The organism is Roseomonas sp. WA12, assembly GCF_054165765.1.
Genome location: NZ_CM135108.1, coordinates 2,100,833 through 2,118,432, shown reverse-complemented (window position 1 = coordinate 2,118,432; position 17,600 = coordinate 2,100,833). Strand labels below are relative to the sequence as shown.

General features: G+C 70.5%; 16 protein-coding genes and 1 tRNA gene. 9 read left to right on the top strand and 8 right to left on the bottom strand.

The genetic code is table 11. The annotated features are described in order from the left end of the window. The first annotated feature begins 36 nt into the window (after positions 1 to 36). Positions 37 to 1,002, top strand: coding sequence for a Bug family tripartite tricarboxylate transporter substrate binding protein (locus ACVBD7_RS10040; protein ID WP_458097341.1), 966 nt, complete (start codon positions 37 to 39; stop codon positions 1,000 to 1,002). Here ACVBD7_RS10040 and ACVBD7_RS10035 read toward each other — a convergent pair. Further along, on the bottom strand, positions 999 to 2,165 hold the full coding sequence (locus ACVBD7_RS10035) for an SMP-30/gluconolactonase/LRE family protein (protein ID WP_458097340.1): 1,167 nt from the start codon (positions 2,163 to 2,165) through the stop codon (positions 999 to 1,001). The genes ACVBD7_RS10040 and ACVBD7_RS10035 overlap by 4 nt on opposite strands. 61 nt (positions 2,166 to 2,226) lie before the next feature. Further along, positions 2,227 to 2,793 carry an FUSC family protein gene (locus ACVBD7_RS10030; RefSeq protein WP_458097339.1) on the bottom strand — a complete coding sequence of 189 codons (567 nt, stop codon included), beginning with the start codon at positions 2,791 to 2,793 and terminating at the stop codon, positions 2,227 to 2,229. A 129-nt stretch (positions 2,794 to 2,922) separates the two neighbouring features. Between ACVBD7_RS10030 and ACVBD7_RS10025 the strand changes: the two genes are divergently transcribed. Continuing rightward, positions 2,923 to 3,888, top strand: coding sequence for a Bug family tripartite tricarboxylate transporter substrate binding protein (locus ACVBD7_RS10025; protein ID WP_458097338.1), 966 nt, complete (start codon positions 2,923 to 2,925; stop codon positions 3,886 to 3,888). 65 nt (positions 3,889 to 3,953) lie between these two features. Beyond that, positions 3,954 to 5,405 carry an N-acyl-D-amino-acid deacylase family protein gene (locus ACVBD7_RS10020; RefSeq protein ID WP_458097337.1) on the top strand — a complete coding sequence of 484 codons (1,452 nt, stop codon included), beginning with the start codon at positions 3,954 to 3,956 and terminating at the stop codon, positions 5,403 to 5,405. A gap of 12 nt (positions 5,406 to 5,417) precedes the next feature. On the opposite strand, the gene ACVBD7_RS10015 is transcribed toward ACVBD7_RS10020, so the two are convergent. The 3 genes from ACVBD7_RS10015 to ACVBD7_RS10005 all read right to left on the bottom strand — a co-directional run bounded on the left by ACVBD7_RS10015 (position 5,418) and on the right by ACVBD7_RS10005 (position 8,818). Continuing rightward, positions 5,418 to 6,743: a cytochrome P450 gene (locus ACVBD7_RS10015; RefSeq protein WP_458097336.1), complete on the bottom strand. Its 1,326-nt coding sequence runs from the start codon at positions 6,741 to 6,743 to the stop codon at positions 5,418 to 5,420. An 87-nt stretch (positions 6,744 to 6,830) separates the two neighbouring features. Next, positions 6,831 to 7,670 (bottom strand): transglycosylase SLT domain-containing protein, encoded by an 840-nt coding sequence (locus ACVBD7_RS10010; RefSeq protein ID WP_458097335.1) that lies wholly within the window; start codon positions 7,668 to 7,670, stop codon positions 6,831 to 6,833. 269 nt (positions 7,671 to 7,939) lie between these two features. After that, a complete protein-coding gene (locus ACVBD7_RS10005; RefSeq protein ID WP_458097334.1) occupies positions 7,940 to 8,818 on the bottom strand; it encodes an N-formylglutamate amidohydrolase in 879 nt (292 codons plus the stop codon). Between the two features lie 191 nt (positions 8,819 to 9,009). Here ACVBD7_RS10005 and ACVBD7_RS10000 point away from each other — a divergent pair. Together ACVBD7_RS10000 and ACVBD7_RS09995 are read left to right on the top strand one after the other, a co-directional pair. Further along, a tRNA-Val gene (locus ACVBD7_RS10000) sits at positions 9,010 to 9,084 on the top strand. 91 nt (positions 9,085 to 9,175) lie between these two features. Beyond that, positions 9,176 to 10,147, top strand: a complete 972-nt coding sequence (locus ACVBD7_RS09995) for an SAM-dependent methyltransferase (RefSeq protein ID WP_458097333.1) — start codon at positions 9,176 to 9,178, stop codon at positions 10,145 to 10,147. Here the strand turns inward: ACVBD7_RS09995 and tyrS are convergent. After that, the gene (gene tyrS / locus ACVBD7_RS09990; protein ID WP_458097332.1) at positions 10,144 to 11,379 is read right to left on the bottom strand and encodes a tyrosine--tRNA ligase; all 1,236 of its coding nucleotides are present in this window, start codon (positions 11,377 to 11,379) and stop codon (positions 10,144 to 10,146) included. The genes ACVBD7_RS09995 and tyrS overlap by 4 nt on opposite strands. A 53-nt stretch (positions 11,380 to 11,432) precedes the next feature. Here tyrS and ACVBD7_RS09985 point away from each other — a divergent pair, with 53 nt between their 5' ends. After that, on the top strand, positions 11,433 to 12,539 hold the full coding sequence (locus ACVBD7_RS09985) for an anhydro-N-acetylmuramic acid kinase (protein ID WP_458097674.1): 1,107 nt from the start codon (positions 11,433 to 11,435) through the stop codon (positions 12,537 to 12,539). Here ACVBD7_RS09985 and glsA read toward each other — a convergent pair. Together glsA and ACVBD7_RS09975 are read right to left on the bottom strand one after the other, a co-directional pair. Then, positions 12,536 to 13,519: a glutaminase A gene (glsA, locus tag ACVBD7_RS09980; protein WP_458097331.1), complete on the bottom strand. Its 984-nt coding sequence runs from the start codon at positions 13,517 to 13,519 to the stop codon at positions 12,536 to 12,538. The genes ACVBD7_RS09985 and glsA overlap by 4 nt on opposite strands. A gap of 146 nt (positions 13,520 to 13,665) precedes the next feature. Continuing rightward, positions 13,666 to 14,334, bottom strand: a complete 669-nt coding sequence (locus ACVBD7_RS09975; protein ID WP_458097330.1) for an alpha/beta hydrolase — start codon at positions 14,332 to 14,334, stop codon at positions 13,666 to 13,668. A 437-nt stretch (positions 14,335 to 14,771) separates the two neighbouring features. On the opposite strand from ACVBD7_RS09975, the gene ACVBD7_RS09970 reads away from it, so the two are divergent. From ACVBD7_RS09970 to ACVBD7_RS09960, 3 genes are all read left to right on the top strand, one after another. Continuing rightward, positions 14,772 to 15,230 carry an Rrf2 family transcriptional regulator gene (locus ACVBD7_RS09970; RefSeq protein WP_458097329.1) on the top strand — a complete coding sequence of 153 codons (459 nt, stop codon included), beginning with the start codon at positions 14,772 to 14,774 and terminating at the stop codon, positions 15,228 to 15,230. Beyond that, entirely contained in the window at positions 15,227 to 16,312 is a 1,086-nt protein-coding gene (locus ACVBD7_RS09965) for a cysteine desulfurase family protein (protein WP_458097328.1), read from the top strand. The genes ACVBD7_RS09970 and ACVBD7_RS09965 overlap by 4 nt, the downstream gene beginning before the upstream one ends. An 82-nt stretch (positions 16,313 to 16,394) precedes the next feature. Beyond that, complete coding sequence (locus ACVBD7_RS09960) at positions 16,395 to 17,579, top strand: cysteine desulfurase family protein (protein WP_458097327.1); 1,185 nt, start codon at positions 16,395 to 16,397, stop codon at positions 17,577 to 17,579. Positions 17,580 to 17,600: the final 21 nt, after the last annotated feature.

The window sequence follows — 17,600 nt, the reverse complement described above, 5'->3', positions numbered from 1 at the left end:
GGCGCTTGAAGGCAAGGAGGACGGAGGAACATCCGAATGAATCGCCGCACCCTGCTCGCCGCCGGCGCCGCCATGGCCGCCTTCCCGGCTGTCGGCCAGTCCGCCTATCCCAGCCGCCCCATTCGCATGCTCGTCGGCTTCCCGCCGGGCGGCGGCGTGGACCTCACCGCCCGCCCGCTGCTGCCGCATCTTCAGCCCCGCCTTGGCCAGCCCGTGGTGGTGGAGAACCGCCCGGGCGCCAACGGCAACCTGGCCGTGGAAGCCGCCTGCAAGGCCCCGCCGGATGGCTACTCCCTCCTCGTCGGCAACACCGGCCCGATGGCCGCCAACCACGCGCTCTACCAGAACCTGCCCTTCGACACGCAGCGGGACCTAACGCCCGTCGCCCAGCTCATCTCCACCCCGCTCGTGCTGGTGGTCCCGCCCTCCCTCGGCGTGAACACCCTGCAGGAACTCCTGGCCATGGCCCGCGCCAAGCCGGGCGACCTCAACATGGGCACGGGGGGCAATGGCGGCTCCCCGCATCTCTGCCTGGAAGCCATCAAGCAGCGCGAACATCTGGACATCGTCCACGTCCCCTATCGCGGCTCCGCCCCCGCCCTGCAGGATCTCATCGGCGGCCGCATCCAGATGATGATCGACACCTACAACCTCTTCCGCGGCTCGCATGAGGCCGGGCAGGTGAAGGTGCTGGCCATCAGCAGCTTGGAGCGTCACCCCTCGCTGCCCGATGTGCCGACCATGAACGAGGCGGGCCTGCCCGGCTTCGAATCCGTCGGCTGGGTCGGCATCTTCGCACCCGCCGCCACGCCCGCGCCCGTGCTGGACAAGCTGCAATCCGCCATCCAGGGCGCGATGACGGAAACCGACCTCCCGGCCACCTATCTCGCCCAGGGTGGCCTGCCCACCTACCGGGACCGCGATGCGTTCCGGAAAGTCGTCACCGAGGACCGCGAGCGCCTTGGCGCCCTGATCCGCTCTGTCGGCGTGCGCCTCGACTAGCGGGCCCTGATCCGCCAGAGGCTGGAGGGCGTCACCGTCGCACCGGGCTTGAACCAGGGGCTGTCCTGGATGCCCGAGCCCGTCACGTAAAGCGTGCCATCCGGCCCCTGGGCGAAACTGTCCGGCCAGCGCAGCCGCTCGTTCCGCACCAGCTCTGACAGGGCCTGCCCGGGCGCCAGGGCCATGTCCACGCCGCCCGTCTCCGGGTTGGTCACGAACAACCGGCCATCGGCGTCCATCCACAGCCCATCCGCCACATGGGTCTGGCCAATACGGCGCATTCCCGCCGCCAGCCGCTCGGCGGAAAGCGTGGCGTCGCGCAGCGCCGCGGTCGGAATGCTGTAGAGCGTCCGCCCCGTCAGCGCTTGCCAGTACAGCGTGCCGCCATCGGGTGAGATGGCGATCCCATCCGCCCCCGTTCGCATCGTGCTCCCATCCGCCCGACGCAGAGGATGCCCGTCCGCCGCCGGCACCACCTCCGGCTCGGGCTGGGTGGAGGGATGTCCATCCAGAACCCGGCGTGCCGTGCCGCTCGCTGTATCCACCACCACCAACGCCCCGCGCCGGCCGCTATCGGTGATGTAGGCGGTCCGTCCGTCCGGGCTGAATCGAACGTCGTTCAGATAGCTGCCGAGCGGCGCGACATCGGGTCCGAAGGCGATCACCTTCTTGATCGTATTCGTATCGAGGTCGATCTGCACGAGCTTCGGCCCGCCCGGCACCGGCCCACCCATGCCCGGCCCTGCGGGATCAAGCACCCAAAGGTCGTCCTGGGCGTCCATCACCACGCTCTGCACGCAGACAAAGCGGCGCCCGGGCTCCTCGGGGCTCGCATTCCGCCACCCGTTCCATGCCTCATCCGGATATGCGCGCAGCTGCCCATCCACCAGCTCCGCCACCGAGACCGGCACATCCTGCGTCCAGCGCGGCAGGTTCACGAAGACCCGCCCGGTGCGGGAGACGGCAACGCCCGTGATCTGCCGATCCGGAAACGCCGCCACCAGCTCCAGCTCCGCTCCGCGGCTGAAATCGGCTGATGGTGGTTTCAAGCTGGAGGGCGCGGGCATGCGCGACTGCGCGGCGCCACGGTCCGGGGTCAGTGCAATGCGGCCGAGGGTGATCGCGGCGGCGGAAACCAGCAGGAAACGGCGATGGGGATTCAAGGACGGCGCTCGTGTGGGTGTCGGCAGACGGAACGGCCCTTCCCGGCGGCAGGTTTCCCGCTCACCTCCGCAACAGCCGCTCCCGCAGCCAGACCAGGCCGACTGCCACCGTCACGCCCCACCCCACCTCGCCGACGCGGGAGACCAGCATGTGCCCGGACGTTCCCGTATGCGGCACGAGAAGAATGATGGTGGCGGTGATCCCCGCCAGCCGGCTGGCCGAGGCGATGTTCAGCGCCCAGCAGACCAGCATTGAGAGCACCACCGCCACCACATAGCCCGCCAGCCTCTGCCCCGCTGCCAGCGCCACCGCCACCCCGACCACCCCGCCGATGGCGGCCCCGGCGAACTGGTCCCGCGCGTTGTTGCGCGTCGCCCCCAGCTCGGTCTGCGTCACCGCGATGGCTGTGATCGCACCCCAGAACCCCTCGCGCAGCCCCAGGGCCTGCGTCGGCAGATACGCCACCAGCGGCGCCAGCACCGAGGTTACGCCCTGTGAAAGCCCGCCCAATAACCGCTGCCCGAGCGGCATCGCTTTGCCGAGCGCGGCGAGCCGGGCGCGCAGCCGCTCCATCCGCCCCTTCAGCCCTGCGGCGTGCCGCACCTCGCCGCCAATGGTATTCGTCATGCCAACAGGCTGCGCCGCGCCACCCGCCCCGGTCCATCGCCTGGGTTGTTGCACCGCCGGGCCGGTGCTCTCCTGCCCGGGAGAAGACATCCGGCCGCATGAGGACCGGATGCGAAACGGGAAACGTCAATGAGCAAGATCGCGCTTCTGGCTGTGGCCGCGCTGGCAACTCTGGCCGCATTCTCGCCGGCCGACGCACAGACACGGCCGCGCGGCACCATCCGCCTCATCGTCCCCTACGCGCCGGGCGGAGTTACGGACGTGCTCTCGCGCCTCATTGCCCCCGCGCTCGGGGAGGGGATGGGGCAGAACGTGGTGGTGGAGAACCGCCCGGGCGGCAACAGCATCATCGGCACGGAAGCCGTGGCGCGCGCCGCACCGGACGGCCAGACGATCGGCATGATCGACCTCGCCTTCCTCGTGAATCCCGCGATGTTCCAGCTGCCCTACGACACGCAGCGGGACTTCACGCCGATCGCGCTGGTGGCTACCGCGCCGCTTGTGATGATGGTGAACCCCCGCACCCCCGTTCGCACCGCGCAGCAGCTGCGGGACTATGTCACGGCCCGCCCCGGCCAGTTCTCCCACGGCTCCGGCGGCGTCGGCACCGCCGTGCATATCGCCGGCGAGCAGCTGGCGATCGCCCTCGGCACGCCGCTGCTGCACGTCTCCTACCGGGGCGGCGCCTTGCCCATCAACGCGGTGGTCGGCGGCGAGGTGAACTCGGCCTTCATCAGCTACATCCAGGCCCGCCCGCTGGTGGAGACGGGCCAGGTGATCGGCTTCGGCATCACCGGCCCGCAGCGCGCCCCCTCCATGCCCGATGTGCCCACCTTCGCCGAGATGGGCCTGCCCGGCGTGGATGCCGGAACCATCAACGGCCTTGTCGCCCCCGCCGGCACCCCGCGCGAGATCGTGGACCGCATGGCCACGCTGGTGGGCGAGGCGCTGCGCCGGCCGGAAATGCGCGCCCGCATGGCCGAGGTCTGCTGCGATCCCGCGGAGAGCAGCCCGGACCACTTCCGCAGCTGGATCGGCACCGAGCTGACGAAATGGGCGGCGCTCGTCCGCACCGCCAACATCAAGCCCGAGTAAGCCGGGCCCTGGATCGCCGGGCCGGGGAGGGGCAGGATAAGCCCCTCTCCGGAAAGGCTGCACTCATGGCCCTGCGCTGCGACACCATCATCCGCGACGCCACCCTGTTCGACGGTACCGGCACCGCCCGCCGCGTCGGCGATATCGGCCTTCGCGGCGACCGGATCGCGGGCATCGGCGACCTCGGCGGCGCGACCGCGGACCGCGAGGTGATCGCGACGGGCAAGGCCGTGGCCCCCGGCTTCATCGACAGCCACACGCATGATGACCGCGCCGTGCTCTGCGGCCCCGCCTGCACCACCTGCAAGACCAGCCAGGGCGTGACCACCGTCGTCGTCGGCAATTGCGGCGTCAGCCTGGCCCCCGCGCGCTTCACCACCCGGCCCGTGCCGCCGCTCGACCTGCTGGGCGACGAGAGCTGGTATACCTTCGAGAGCTTCGGCGACTACGCCCATGCGCTGAAGACGCAGGGGTCGGAGGTGAACACCTACGCCTTCGTCGGCCACCAGACGCTGCGCGCCCGTACCATGGAGAACGACGTCTACCGCCCCGCGCGCGATGCCGAGATCGCCCGCATGCACGACCTCGTCCGCCAGTCGATGGGGGAAGGGGCCAGCGGCTTTTCCACCGGCCTCTACTACCCGCCCAACGCCGAGGCGACGACCGAGGAGGTGATCGCGGTGGCCGAGGCTATCCGCCCCTTCGGCGGCCTCTACTGCACGCATATGCGCGATGAGGCGGACCGCATTCTCGGCTCGATCGAGGAGACCGCGAAGATTGGCAAGCGCGCCGGCATCGCCGTCCACGTCTCCCACCACAAATGCTCGATGCCCGAGAATTACGGCCGCTCGACCCAGACCCTGCCGCTGCTGGCCGAATACGCCCGCACCCAAACCCTTTCCTACGACGTCTATCCGTATCCCGCCGGCTCCACCGTGCTGATGCCGGACAAGCTCCGCGACGACGTGGAGGTGATGGTCACTTGGTCCGTCCCGCATCCCGAGATGGCCGGGAAGTACCTGAAGGACGTCGCCCGCGGCTGGAACACCGACATCAGGACCGCCGCCGCGCGCCTGCTCCCTGCCGGACAGGTCACCTGGCAGATGGACGAGGAGGATGTCCGCCGCATTATGGCGCATCCCATGTCCATCATCGGCTCGGACGGCATCCCGCATGACGAGCACCCGCATCCCCGCCTCTGGGGCACCTTCCCACGCGTGCTGGGCCACTATGTGCGCGACGTGCGCCTGTTCAGCCTGGAAACCGCCATCCACAAGATGACCGGCAAGGCCGCCGAGACCTTCGGCATGACCGACCGCGGCGTCCTGCGCGAAGGCGCCTTCGCCGACATCGTCCTCTTCGATCCGCACACGGTGCGGGACCGCGCGACCTTCGAGAGCCCCAAGCAGATCTCCGAGGGCATCGAGGAGGTGTGGTGCAACGGCATCCCCACCTATGCCGCCGCCAAGGGCGCGACCGGCGAGAGGCCCGGCCGCCTGGTCACCCGCAATCGCTGATTAATCGTCGTCTCAGCGCAGGCGGAAGCGCAGCCCATAGGCGCTGAGCGTGCCCGGAAGCGGCGTCCCCGGCCCCAGGCCGGTGGGCGCCGCGAGAGCGTAGCGGTCGCCGCGCAGCAGCTCCGCCACCATTGCGCTGCAGAGCAGCAGCGCCAGGTTGCGCCCCGGGCATTCCGCCGGCCCGTCGCTGAAGGGCACGATGCCCTTCTCCTCGGGCCGCCCTTCCAGCCAGATTTCCGGGCCGAAGCGATGCGCCTGGGCCAACCGCGTCTCGTCGCGGTGGAAGAAGGGCGCGTAGATGATCAGCCCGGCGCCCTTCGGCAGGGTGCCGTTCTCCCACTCCATCGCCTCGTTCGCCTGACGCAGGATCACCGGCGTCGTCGGCCAGAGCCGCAGCGTGTCGAGCACGCAGGCGCGCAGGAATGGCCGCTCCAGCGGCCCGGAAGCCAGCTCCTCCATTGCCCGCGCCTTCTCCGCAGGATGGGTGTCGAGCATCGCGAGCGTGCGGAAGCTCGCCCGTGCCGGCGCATCCAGCGCGAACAGCCATTGCGGCACCTGGCCAGCCGGGTCCGTGCCTTTGGCCGCCGGCGTGGCCGCCATCACCTCGGCCAGGCTGCCCGGCCCGGCCCGGCCCAGCCGATCGCGCAGCCCCTCCAGGAAGCGCGCCCGCAGCCGGTGGCGTGTGGGCATCAGGAAAGCCCAGTTCGCATCCGCCCGCAGCCGCGCGAGGATGTCGGTCACCTCGTGGTCCTCTGCCGCAGCATCGCCGAAGACCACCCGGCGGGACATGCGCCACCAGCCCCGGGCAAAGACTTCCCAGTCCAGCTCGCCCTTCCGCTCAGCGTCCTCACGGATCGCCGCTGCCTCCTCGGCCACCACGTCCAAGAAACGCCCGGCCAAGCGGTGCATCGCGCGGGGGAAGTCGAGCACCGCCTCGTTATAGGGGCGGCGGATGGCGCGTTCGGCGGTGCCGGAAACCAGCACCCCATGCGGCTCGAAATGGGCAAGTGCCGCGCGCTTCTCGTCGCTCGCCGTCGCAAGCGGCTCGGGCGATCGCGCGAGCGCCCGCGTGACGTGCTCCGGCGAGAGGACCAGTGCGTAGGGACGAAGGGGGAGGGGAAGTAGCACCGGCCCCGGCCCGTGCCGGTCCCGCAGGCGCCGCATCGTCCGCACCGCCCCCGCATCCAGCCCCAGCCGCTCCGCCATCCCAACCACCGGCGGCCGGCGCAGGAGGACGCCTTTGCCCAGAAGCGGCATCACCACCGAAAGCAGGACGTTCAGGGTGTCGCCCGCCCCCAGCCGCGGGAGCGACCCGCGCGCCTCCGTCACCACCGCCATCCGCCGTTCTCCGCCTGCCTGACCGGCCATGCAGCGCGGGCCGGAAGGGCGGGTTTCCGGATTGCCTCCTGGGTTAGGTCCCCACCCTCAGCCGCGGCCGGACATGCCCGGGATCCCCGAAGCGCCCCGCATCAGCACCGGCGCCGTGCGGGAGGCCAGGGGGATCGCCATCGTCCGGTAGGCGTCGAGCCCCCGCCCGCGCTCGCCCTCGCTCGACGCGGGCGCCATGCGATTGATGGTCGGCGGCGGTGAGGAGCGGATGCTCATCCCGGCCAGGCCGCCCATTCCCATCCCCATGCCGCCCATCCCCCCGGGCATCGGCACCGCCGCCGAGGCCAGGGTCGGCCTTGAGGCATTGGACCACCCGGGCTGCCAAGCCGGCGCCGGGCTGGCCGCTGCCATCCGTTGCTCCTCCGGCCAGCGAAGTGCCACCTGAGCACGATACAGCTCGGCCCGGGCCGGCGTGCGGCTGTGATAGTGGCCGGCCGCCGTCATCCAGTCACCGGCCGCATTCTTCAGCTCCGTCAGGAACCGCGCGGCGTAGCGGGCATTGGCCAACGGGTCGAAAGCCTCCTCGAGCGAGGCGAAGGCCTCCGCGTGGTGGTGCAGGTTGATCTGCATGCAGCCCACATCGATGATCCGCATCCCACCGGCGCGAAGCTGCCGCACCTCGGCAACCGCTTCCGCCTTGCCAGAGAAGAATTTGCCGGCTCCCTCCGCATTCATCGTCCAGGGCCAGGGCCCGGTTTCCCCCGTCTCGGGATTCCGCCGCCCCGATTCCACCCGGCCCATGGCGGCGAGAAGGCCCGCCGGAAGCCCGTATTCCCGCTCCGCGCTGGCGATCGCCGCCCGGCAGAGGCCGGTGGCGGAGGGCTGAGCGAGGGCGATCCCGGGAAGCAGGAGGAGGAGCAGAGCAAGGAGGCGCATGCCGCCTCAGGCACAAATGCCGTGCCAACCAGAAACATCGCTAGCTCTCATTCCCGTGATGATGCGCTGCAAAAAACCCCTTGCGGAACGCCGGGGGCGTGCCTAACTTGTGCATCGCAGCAACGCGATGTTGTCGCGTTGTTGTCTTTCTTGGACGTTTCCTCCCTAAACTCGGCGGTGCCTCTGGCACCGCCTCTTTTTTTGCCTGCGCGCTGGCAAGCAGCATTCGTCCGAAACTGCGCGACCCTGTACGTCCTTGAATTCTTTGGTCAGGACCGCAGGAAGGACCAGTCTTCCGCCATAAGCCGGGCCAGCAGCCGGTCCATGTCGGTCCGCAGCGTGGCCAGCCCCGGAAGCCGCTGAATCCGCCGTTCGTCCATGTACAACCCGCGCGCGATCTCAAGCTGGATCACATGCACGCCGTCCCGCGGGCGCCCGTAATGCCGGGTGACATAGCCCCCGGCATAGGGATTGTTCCGGCGGAGACGGTAGCCCAGCGCGGAAAGCGATTCCTCCAGCAGGCGCGTCGCCCGCGGCGCGGCCGCAGTGCCATGGGCGTCGCCGAGGATCATATCGGCCGCGCGACCTCCCTCCGGCGGAAGGGAGGGCATGGAGTGGCAGTCGATCAGCAGGCAGCAGCCAAAGGCGCGCAGGGTCTCGTCGATCAGGGCCGAAAGCGCGGCGTGATAGGGCTCCCACAATGCCCGGATCCGGCACGCCGCCTCATCGAAGGACAGGCGCCGCCGATAGACGGCCTCCCCGCTCGCCACGACACGGGCGATGGTGCCGAGGCCGGCACCGACGCGCGGCGAGGCGCTGTTGACGAAGTCCGGCAGCGGCCCGTCGAACATGCCGGGATCCAGCTCCCAGGCCTCGCGATTGGCGTCGCAGTACACGCGCGGGAAGGTCGCCGCGAGGAGCGGCGCACCGAGATCGGGCGCACCGGCGAAGATTTCCTCCACGAACCCGTCCTCGGAACGCCGCAGTGCCACCGGGTCCAGCCGGCTCTCGGCCAGGAATGCAGCAGGGTAGTGGCGGCCCGAATGCGGCGAGGACAGGATGATCGGCGCCGTTTGGACACGCGGCCGGTGCAGCAGAAAGGGCGGGGGGGAGTCGGCCTCGGCGGTGGCCTGGAGCGAGAGGTCCATCTATCTCCTGAATCACCACAGCCGCGCCCAACTGTCACGCGCGATGCAGCCTTTCCTTACGCTGCGCCACGCTCAATCGCTTTCGCGCCAGCCGTGCTGCCTTCGGGCTTGTCGAGCCGCGGAGGGCGCGCTAAAGGGGCCGCCCCGAAGCGAACGCCTCCCAGGCGGACGCCACCCGGGTCCCGGCGGATGGGCGCATAGCTCAGCGGGAGAGCACCTCCCTGACACGGAGGGGGTCACAGGTTCAATCCCTGTTGCGCCCACCATCCGCCCAACTTACCCGGGCCAGAGTTATTGACCGCGCGGCTGCCGCGCAGCGCGTTCCGTTTGCGGGACGCCTCCGGTAGGGTGCCTCGCATGCTCGACCACGGCCCCATCGCCCAGGACACCACCCCCGTCGCCGAAGCGCAGACGCCGGCCGATGCCCCATCGCCGGACGCGCTGCGCGCAGCGATGGAACGCGATGGCGCCGCGGCCCTGCCCTGGCTGCGGAGCCCACCGGCTTCCCCCGGCATCCCCTGGCAGGACGCGCCGCCCACCCTGGCCAGCCCGACCAGTCAGCTCTGCACTGAGGATCAGCTGCGCGAGCCCGCCTATGCAGGCTGGTGCGCGACCATCGGCGAGGCTCCGCGCATGCACCGCAAGCAATGGGAGTTTTGCTGGATCCTGGCCGTGATGCGCGCGATGGACCTCATCCGCCCGGGCACGCGCATGCTCGGCTTCGGCGTGGGGCAGGAGCCGCTTCCCTCCATGCTGGCCGCCAACGGCGTCTCCGTGCTGGCCACGGACGCACCGCCGGAGGTGGTGGAGGGCGTGGGCTGGGACAGCACCGGCCAGCACGCCGCCGGGCTGATGCAACTCTATCACCCCCGGCTGATCGATGAGGCGACCTTCCGCGAACGCGTTTCCTTCGCGCCTGTGGACATGAACGCGATTCCGCCCGACCTGCACGGCTACGATGCGTGCTGGTCCTCCTGCTGCTTCGAGCATCTCGGCAGCATCGAGCACGGTCTGCGCTTCTTCGAGAACAGTCTCGAGACGCTCCGGCCAGGTGGTATCGCCGTGCACACCACCGAGTTCAATCTTGGCTCCAACGAGGCGACGCTCGAGACCCCAGGCCTCTCCTTTTTCCGCCGGCGCGACATCGAGGGAATGCTGGAGCGCTTGGCCGCGCGAGGCCACGTCGTTTGGCCGCTGAACTTGCACCCCGGCGACGCACCGCTGGACGCCTATGTGGACGCGCCGCCCTATGCGCTGCCCCACCTCAAAATCGAGGCGCTGGGCTACGTCACGACCTCGATCGGCATCGTGGTGCAGCGCGGCCCCTAGGCCGGCCGCACCAGCACGTGGCGCTTGCGGCCGGCGGAGAGCTTCGCCGCGCCGTCGCGGAGATCGGCCGCCGTCACCTCGCGCGCGGCATCCGTCACCACCTCGTCGTTCAGCCGAAGCCCGGACTGCCCGACCAGCCGCCGCGCCTCGCCCTTGCTTGCCGCCAGCCCCGCCGAAACGGCGAGGTCCAGAAGGCCCGCGGGAAGCGCAGCGGTGATGGAGGGCAGCGACTCTGCCGTTTGCCCCTGCTCAAAGGTCACGCGCGCGGTGTCCGCCGCAGCATCGGCGGCAGCGCGGCCATGCAACATCGCGGTCGCCTCGGTCGCCAGCACCTTCTTCGCCTCGTTCACCTCCGAACCCTTGAGCGCGGCAAGGCGCTCGCACTCGGCGAGCGGAAGATCGGTGAACAGGCGCAGGAAGCGGCCGACATCCGCATCCTCGGTGTTCCGCCAGAACTGCCAGTAGTCATAGGGCGAGAGGCGGTCGGCATTCAGCCACACGGCGCCCGACGCCGTCTTGCCCATCTTCGCGCCGGAGGCGGTGGTGAGAAGCGGCGTTGTCAGCCCGAAGGCCTCCTTCGCTTCCATGCGGCGCACCAGGTCGGCGCCCATGATGATGTTGCCCCACTGGTCCGAGCCGCCCATCTGCAGCCCGACGCCGTGGCGGCGGAACAGCTCCAGGAAGTCGTAGCCCTGCAGCAGCATGTAGTTGAACTCGAGGAAGGAGAAGTTCTGCTCCCGCTCCAGCCTCTGCTTCACGCTGTCCATGGAGAGCATGCGGTTCACGCTGAAATACCGGCCGACTTCGCGCAGGAAGGGGATGTAGCGCAGCTCGTCCAGCCACACGGCATTGTCGAGCATCACCGCATCGGTCGGGCCGGCGCCGAACTGCAGGAAAGGCTCGAAGGCCCGGCGGATGCCGGCCTTGTTCACCTCGATCTGCTCGTCCGTCAGCAGCGGCCGCGCCTCGTCCCGAAAGGACGGATCACCCACCTTGCTCGTGCCGCCGCCCATCAGCACCACGGGCTTGTGCCCCGTGCGCTGCAACAGCCGCAGCAGCATGATCGAGACGAGGTGCCCGACATGCAGGCTGTCCGCCGTGCAGTCGAAGCCGATATAGGCGGGCAGCACGCCCTGGCCCATCCGGGCGGAGAGGGCGGCCTCGTCCGTCACCTGATGGACGTAGCCGCGCTCGCGCGCGATCTGCAGGAAGTCGCTGGTGCTGTCGGGCATCGAATTCACTCGGGCTTGCAAAGCGCGCCGGCCGTAGCACAACTGCCGCCATGCTGCGAACCATTGGGCTGATGAGCGGCACCTCGCTGGACGGGGTGGACGCTGCGTATGTCGAAACGGATGGGGAAAGGATCGGCCGGTTCGGGCCATCCGTGACCATTCCCTATCCGCCCGCCCTCCGCCGGGACCTGCGCGCCCTGCTGGACGCTGCGCCCGCCCTGCATGCCGGCGGACGGCTCGCGAACGACCCGGGGATGCTGGACTGCGCCCGCCGCCTGACCGAGCGTCATGCGGAAGCGGTGGAGACACTCGGCCTTCAGGCCGACCTGATCGGCTTCCATGGCCAGACCATTCTGCACCGCCCGGCCACCGGCCCAGGCGAGCGCGGCCACACCTGGCAGATCGGCGAGCCCGCCCTGCTGGCTCGGCTGACGCGGGTGGAGGTGGTGCACGATTTCCGTTCGGCCGATGTCGCCGCCGGCGGCCAGGGCGCGCCGCTGGTGCCGGTCTTCCACCGCGTGCTCGTGGAATCGCTGCCCAAACCCGTCGCCATCCTGAACCTGGGCGGCGTGGGCAACGTCACCTGGATCGGGCCGGATGGCGAGCTGGTGGCCTTCGACACCGGCCCTGCCAATGGCCCGCTGGATGACTGGGCACGCCGCTCCCTCGGCCAGGACTATGATCGGGACGGCCACTTGGCCCTGGCCGGGCAGCCGGACGGGGCGGTGCTAGGGCGGCTCATGGCGCATCCCTATCTCGCGGCGCCTCCGCCCAAATCGCTGGACCGGCTGGATTTCGACCAGGCGCTGCGCGACTCCGGCGCGGGAAGCCTCTCCCCGGCCGATGGCGCGGCCACGCTGGCGGCCTTCTGCGCCGTCTGCGTCGGTGCCGCCGCCCGGCACTTCCCCGATCCACCCGTGCAGTGGCTGGTCGCCGGCGGTGGCCGCCGGAACCCAGCGCTGATGAAGGCGCTGGCGAGCATGCTGGAGGCGCCCGTGCGCCCGGTGGAGGTGGCGGGCTGGGATGGCGACGCGCTGGAGGCCCAAGCCTTCGGCGTTCTGGCCGCCCGGGTTGCCCGAGACCTGCCGCTGACCTTCCCTGGCACGACAGGGGCGCCGCATCCCCTGACCGGCGGGCGGCGCGTCTCGGCTTTCGCCTAGCCCTGCCAGGCCGAGAGGTAACGTGACCCCGCGTTGGTCGCGTCAAAGGCGTGCAGCCCCAGCTCCTCGGCCAGGTCGATGCAGCAGAGCAGGCCGCGGAGCGGGTTTCCCTGGGCGTCCAGCCGCGGCGAGAACACGCCGATCCCGAGCTGGCGGTTGACCACCGCCAGCACCCCGCCGCCCACGCCGCTCTTCGCCGGCACGCCCACCCGGCAGGCCCAGTCACCCGCACCATTGTACATGCCGCAGGTGAACATGACGGAGAGGGTGTCGCGCACGGCATCTGTGCCAAACACCTCCGCCCCCGTGGCGGGGTTAGTGCCGAGATGGCCCAACGTCGCGCCCATCCGCGCGAGGTCGGCCGCGGTCACCAGCACGGCGCATTGCCGGAAGTAGAGCGAGGCGACCTGGTCCGGGTCGATGGAGAAGACGCCCGCCGCCCGGAGCAGATGCGCGATGGCGCGGTTGCGGTGGCCGGTTTCCCTCTCCGAGCGGAACACCGCCTCATCCACCGCAAGGTCCCGGCCGGCGGCGGCGGAGAGCATGGCGAGGATCCGGGGGAAGGCGGCCTCTCCCCAGATCTCCGCCAACCGGCCGGTCACGGCCAGGGCGCCGGCATTCATCATCGGGTTGAAGGGGCGGTTGGTGCGGGGGTCGAGCTCGATGGCATTGAACGCCTCGCTGCTCGCCTGCACGCCCACCGCGGCATAGGTCTCGGCCCGCCCCGCTGTCTCGATCAGCAGGGCGAAGGTGAAGGCCTTTGAAATGGATTGGATGGTAAAGGCGTGTTCGGCATCGCCGACCCGCGCCAGCCGCCCGTCCGTGCCGGCAACGGCCAGGCCCAGCAGGTCCGGCGGCATGCGGGCGAGCTCGGGGATATAGCCCGCGACGGTGCCCCCGAGATTGGCGACATGGCGGCGGTGGATCGCGCCCACCAGCCCGGTCATGCCGTCAGTGGCGTCGTCCCCAAGATGATCCATTGCGGCAGTCCGATCATTGGCGACCGGCGCCCTCCCTGCATCCCGGCCTACTCCAAGGTCCGGCCCTGCACAACGCGGGGAGCCCCACGGAAAAGGGCGGCGCCCTTTCGGACGCCGCCCCCTGGTCCTTCCGGATCGGGAAGGAGTCAGTCCGCGGCCATCGACATGCGCGCGCGGTTCAGCACGGTCATCACATGGTCCTGCGCCGCCTCGGCAACCTTCTCGGTCTGCTCGGGCGTGAACACATGGCTGGCGCCCGGCATCGTCCGGTAATCGATCTTGATACCCTTTTGGGTGTTCAGCTTATCGACCAGCTTCCGCACCGAAGGCTCCGGCACCAGCTCGTCCGCCTCGCCGTGCAGGATGAGGCCGGAGCAAGGGCAGGGGGCCAGGAAGCCGAAATCGTAGTGGCTGGCAGGGGCCGAGATGGAGACGAAACCGCCCATCTCCGGGCGACGCATCAGCACCTGCATGCCGACATAGGCGCCGAAGGAGTAGCCGGCGACCCAGAGCATGGAGGCGGCCGGGTTCACCGCCTGAAGGAAGTCGAGCGCGGCCGTCGCGTCCGAGATCTCACCGATCCCGCCGTCATACCGGCCCTGGCTCTTGCCCACGCCGCGAAAGTTGAAGCGCAGCGTGGAAAAGCCCATCAGGCGAAAACGCTCATACAGCGCGTGCACCACCCGGTTATTCATGGTGCCACCATGCAACGGGTGCGGGTGCAGGATCAGGGCAGTGGGAGCATTGGGCTGCTTGGCGTGGTGGTAGCGACCCTCGAGCCGGCCGTCGGGGCCGGCAAACATTACCTCGGGCATCATCACCTTCCGCCCCGTAGGGCGTTTTTCTGGGGCGGGCCGGCCCCCAATGGCTTGCGCCGGAGGCCGCCCCACCTGTTTCATCCTTCGTGGCATCCCGCCCCGGCGGAACAGGTTCCATCCGCGCCCAACCGGGCCTGCGGGCGGAACCTGTTCCGCCGGGCAGTGCCCCGGGCCTGGACCGGCAAGGTCGCGTCGATCTGCCGGCGCAAGGGGGGACCTCGCGGCGGTTATGACGCGTCCGAACCGGGCTCCGGGGATGCCATGTGCCCCGCGCGGCCTTCCGATCGGCGGGACAGGCGCAATATAGGCAGCGCTGGGCGAGAATCATAACCAAATCATGGCAGGGCCACACCTTTTGGCGCGCATGGCTGCCGGACGCATAGGTCCGGGCATCTCATGTGCGCGCGGTTTCGCAGCGGGCGGGCAGGGCTGAGATGCGCCTTTCCACCCGTGGTCGCTATGCTGTGATGGCGCTGACCGAAATGGCCCGGCGCGGCGCTGGCGGCACAGGACCGTCGATCACGCTCGGCGAGATCGCGCAGGCGCAGATGCTGTCCGTCGCCTATCTGGAACAGCTTTTCGGCCGGCTCCGGCGGGCGGGGCTCGTCCATTCCTCGCGCGGCCCGGGGGGTGGCTACCGCCTGGCCAGGCCCGCTGCGGAGATCACCGTCGCCGAGGTAGTTGACGCGGTGGACGACACGATCGCGGGCGGCGCGGAGGCGGCAGACACGCCCGACAGCCCGCAGGACCAGCGCGACCTCTGGCGCGAGCTGGGGGAGCAGGTGCGGCTGTTCCTGATGGCAATCAGTCTGCAGGACGTGGTGGAGGGGCGCACCCTTGGCCGGGCCGTGCCGGTGCCGCGGGACTACGGCAATGGCGGGGAGCCCTTGTGAGCGCGGGCCTCTACCTCGACGCCAACGCGACCGAGCCTTTGCGCCCGGAGGCGCGCAACGCCACGATCGCGGCCATGGATCTGCTGGGCAATCCTTCCTCGGTTCATACCGAGGGGCGCGCGGCCCGGCGGGTGCTGGAAGAGGCGCGGGCGCGGGTGGCCGCTCGCTTCGGGGCCGCAGCCCGGGACGTGGTCTTCACATCGGGCGGGACGGAGGCGAACGCGCTGGCCATCGCCTCACTGCGGCGGGGGCGCCGTGTGCTGGCGGGGGCCACGGAGCACCCGGCGGTGATGCGGGCCGCAGATGGGGCTGCGATGTTGCCCGTCCTCCCCGACGGCACGCTGGACCTTGCCGCGCTGGAAGCGGCACTGGCGGGCGGGGAGCCGGCCCTGGTCTGCCTGATGGTCGCCAACAACGAGACCGGCGTCATCCACCCCGTGGCCGAGGCGGCCTCCATCTGCCGGCGGCACGGCGCCCTGCTGCATCTCGATGGCGTGCAGGCCGCCGGGCGCATCCCGCTGGATTTTGCAGCGGGCGGCGCGGAGAGCATGGCCGTTTCCGGCCACAAGCTGGGCGGCCCGAAGGGCGCCGGGGCGCTGCTGCTGCGGCCCGGGCTCGACATGGTGCCGTTGCTGGCCGGCGGCGGGCAGGAACGCGGCAGGCGAGGCGGGACGGAGGCGCTGCCAGCCATCGCCGGCCTCGGCGCAGCGGCGGAGATGGCCGATCCGGCGCAGGCGACGCGGCTTGCGGGGTTGCGGGACATGATCGAGGCCGGGCTGGGCCTCCCCGTGGCGGGCGCCGGGGCGCCGCGCCTTCCCAATACGGCCTGCGTCGCTCTGCCTGGCGCCAGCGCAGAAACCCAGGTCATCGCGATGGATCTGGCGGGCATGCGCGTCTCGGCCGGAGCCGCCTGTTCCTCGGGCAAGGTGGGCCGCAGCCCGGTTCTGGCGGCGATGGGGTGGGGCGACCTGGCGGGCCAGGCCATCCGTGTCTCCCTGCCCTGGAATGCGCCGGGCGATATAGCGGAGCGCTTTCTTGCGGCTCATGCGGCGATGCGGGCGCGACTGCTGCGCAGCGGCTGAGTCGCGGACCTGACAGGGGCGCGGGCCGGGTCTGCGCGGGCCGGGCCTCGTCCCGGCGCAGGGGATCGCCCATCTTGGCGGCATGAGGGATGCCGCCAACCGCCCCGCCTATCTCGACAACCACGCGACCACGCCGGCCGATCCGCGCGTGATCGCGGCGATGCGCCCATGGTGGGAGTCGAATTTCGCCAACCCCGCCAGCATCGAGCACGCGATGGGCCGCGAGGCCGAGGCGGCGGTGGAGGAAGCGCGCGGCCATGTCGCGGCACTGATCGGGGCGGAGCCGCGGGAGCTAGTTTTCACCTCCGGCGCGACCGAGGCGAACAACCTGGCCATCAAGGGCGCGGCGCGCTTCGCCGCGGCCCAGGGTTCGGGAAGGCGCAGGATCGTTACCGTCGCCACCGAGCATAAATGCGTGCTGGAAAGCGTGCGGGACCTTGCCGCCGAGGGCTTCGAGCCGGTGATCCTGCCCGTTCTCCCGGACGGGATGCTTGACCCGGAGGTACTGCGCGAGGCTCTGTCCACGCCAACCCTGCTCGTCAGCGTCATGGCCGTGAACAATGAGATCGGCGTGGTGCAGGACATCGCCGCCCTGGCTGGGATGGCCCGCGCGGCCGGCGTGCTGTTCCATACGGATGCTGCCCAGGCGGCCGGTCGCATCCCGCTAGATGTCGGCGCGATGGGAATCGATCTCCTCTCCCTCTCCGCCCACAAGATCTACGGGCCCAAGGGCATCGGTGCCCTCTATGTCCGCCGGCGCCCCCGCGTGCGGCTGGCGCCGCTGCTCTCGGGTGGCGGGCAGGAGCGGGGCCTGCGCTCGGGCACGCTGGCGCCGCCCCTCGTCGTCGGCTTCGGCGAGGCGGCGCGGATCGCGCGGCTGGAGATGGCGCTGGACGAGGGCCGCGTCGCCATGCAGCGGGGCCGGCTCCTGGCGGCGCTCGAATCCGCCATCCCCGGGCTGCGGGTGAACGGGCACCGCGAACGCCGCGTGGCCGGCAACCTCAACCTCACCCTCCCGTCCGGGGTGGATGCGCAGGCGGTGATGGCGGCGGCGCCGGGGGTCTGCGTTTCCACCGGCAGCGCCTGCTCTTCCGCCAGCGTGGAACCCTCCTACGTGCTGCGGGCGCTCGGCTTGCCGGAGGACGAGGCGCGCGCGACCTTGCGGATCGGGATCGGTCGCTTTACCTCGCCCGCCGAGGTGGACCGGGCGGCGGCGGAGCTCGCGCGCGCCTGGAACGGGCTGCGCCAGCGGGCGACCGCGGAATAGGGCGTCTCAGGACGCTGGTAG

Coding starts and splice junctions, on each gene's coding strand:
- tyrS (WP_458097332.1), bottom strand. CDS start 11,379: ATGCCCGACAGCACCAGCGACTTCCTGCAGATCGCGCGCGAGCGCGGC.
- ACVBD7_RS10020 (WP_458097337.1), top strand. CDS start 3,954: ATGGCCCTGCGCTGCGACACCATCATCCGCGACGCCACCCTGTTCGAC.
- ACVBD7_RS09960 (WP_458097327.1), top strand. CDS start 16,395: ATGAGGGATGCCGCCAACCGCCCCGCCTATCTCGACAACCACGCGACC.
- ACVBD7_RS10030 (WP_458097339.1), bottom strand. CDS start 2,793: ATGACGAATACCATTGGCGGCGAGGTGCGGCACGCCGCAGGGCTGAAG.
- ACVBD7_RS10010 (WP_458097335.1), bottom strand. CDS start 7,670: ATGCGCCTCCTTGCTCTGCTCCTCCTCCTGCTTCCCGGGATCGCCCTC.
- ACVBD7_RS10015 (WP_458097336.1), bottom strand. CDS start 6,743: ATGGCGGTGGTGACGGAGGCGCGCGGGTCGCTCCCGCGGCTGGGGGCG.
- ACVBD7_RS09975 (WP_458097330.1), bottom strand. CDS start 14,334: ATGCCCGAGGTAATGTTTGCCGGCCCCGACGGCCGGCTCGAGGGTCGC.
- ACVBD7_RS09995 (WP_458097333.1), top strand. CDS start 9,176: ATGCTCGACCACGGCCCCATCGCCCAGGACACCACCCCCGTCGCCGAA.
- glsA (WP_458097331.1), bottom strand. CDS start 13,519: ATGGATCATCTTGGGGACGACGCCACTGACGGCATGACCGGGCTGGTG.
- ACVBD7_RS10025 (WP_458097338.1), top strand. CDS start 2,923: ATGAGCAAGATCGCGCTTCTGGCTGTGGCCGCGCTGGCAACTCTGGCC.
- ACVBD7_RS10005 (WP_458097334.1), bottom strand. CDS start 8,818: ATGGACCTCTCGCTCCAGGCCACCGCCGAGGCCGACTCCCCCCCGCCC.
- ACVBD7_RS09970 (WP_458097329.1), top strand. CDS start 14,772: ATGCGCCTTTCCACCCGTGGTCGCTATGCTGTGATGGCGCTGACCGAA.
- ACVBD7_RS10040 (WP_458097341.1), top strand. CDS start 37: ATGAATCGCCGCACCCTGCTCGCCGCCGGCGCCGCCATGGCCGCCTTC.